The organism is Frankia sp. CcI49 (assembly GCF_001983215.1).
Lineage (GTDB): Bacteria > Actinomycetota > Actinomycetes > Frankiales > Frankiaceae > Parafrankia > Parafrankia irregularis.
In genome coordinates this window covers 1-1171 of sequence record NZ_MOWP01000002.1, presented here as the reverse complement: position 1 = coordinate 1171, position 1171 = coordinate 1, and the positions used below count along the sequence as shown (strand labels likewise).

Annotated in this window: 2 pseudogenes; both read left to right on the top strand. The window is 75.1% G+C overall.

The features are described 5' to 3' along the window. Nucleotides 1-243, top strand: a pseudogene (locus CcI49_RS41880) (hypothetical protein); the annotation flags it as partial. A gap of 153 nt (nt 244-396) precedes the next feature. Next, nucleotides 397-1171 (top strand): annotated as a pseudogene (locus CcI49_RS00900) (hypothetical protein); the annotation flags it as partial.

Genomic DNA, 1171 nt, shown 5'->3' with positions numbered 1-1171 from the left:
ATCTGGACCGACACGGTCAGCTACTACCTGGAGGAACACGGCCTCGCCCCGGATCCGGACCTGCTCCGGCACATCGAACGGTCCGGGCTGCCGCCCGAGCCGGTCGACGAGGTGGCGCAGCACCGCGTGCTCGCCCACCTCCTCCTGCAGGCGGAGCCCGTCGACGACGAGGCGTGGGCCGTCCCGCAGACCGCCGCCCCGGCGCGTCGGGTCCCGGGACGAGGACCGGCTGATCCGTCCTGAACCGTCATGACCTGCCGGGACGTGTTCTCGGTAGGAACCGTGCGCAACCGGTACCGCGACCGCTGACGGCGCGTTCGACCAGGCGCGTCGGACCGGCGCATCGGACAGGTCGCGTCTGACAGGTCGCGGCGACGACGAGACACGGAGGTGGCAATGTCCCTGGCGCCGGAGCGGTGGGACTGGTCCTCGGCGCCGACGCCCACCGCCGACGCCGACGCCGGGGCCGGGGCCGGGGCCGGGGCTGGGGCTGGGCCCAGGGCTGGAGCCGATGCCGGGATCGGCGCCGGGCGCGACGTTGATGCGTCCACCGATGCGGCGACATCCTCGGTGGACGCGGCGGCCCGGGCCACCACGGCGGAGTCCACCGCGTACCACCGGGAGATGACCCGGGTCTGGCACTGGACGCTGCTCGGGCTGGCGGGCCACCTGCCCGACGATCTCCTGTTCCAGGCCCGGACGTGGCTCGCCGCCGGCCGGCGGCTGGACGTCGCGCGGGCGCTCGCCTTCGCGGCGGTCTCCGGGCACCTCGGTGTCTGTGCTGGAGAGATCCCGCTGATCCGCGAGGAGCTGGCCGCCGCCGAATCCGACCCGGATCTGCTGCGTGCGCTGGCCGCGCTGCCGCTCGGCGAACGCCAGCCCGGTGCCTGGGAGTTCCTCGCCACGGACCCCGCGCTGCCCGGCCCGCCGGTCGCCCTGGCCCTCGATCTCACCACCGCCGCCACCGCCACCACCGCGGCGCTCGATGTGGCTGACCAGGCGGCCGTCGCGGCGGCGGCGGGTGAGCCGGATGTTCTCGGTGTCTGGCGGTCGTGGCGGTTGCCGGCCTGGGGGATGTCGTGGCCGCCGCCGCGGCGGGTCTTCGTCGTCACGCTCGAGCCGCTCTCGGATGCGGCAGTGGCCGTGACCGCACGGTTGCAGGAGGCTCTGG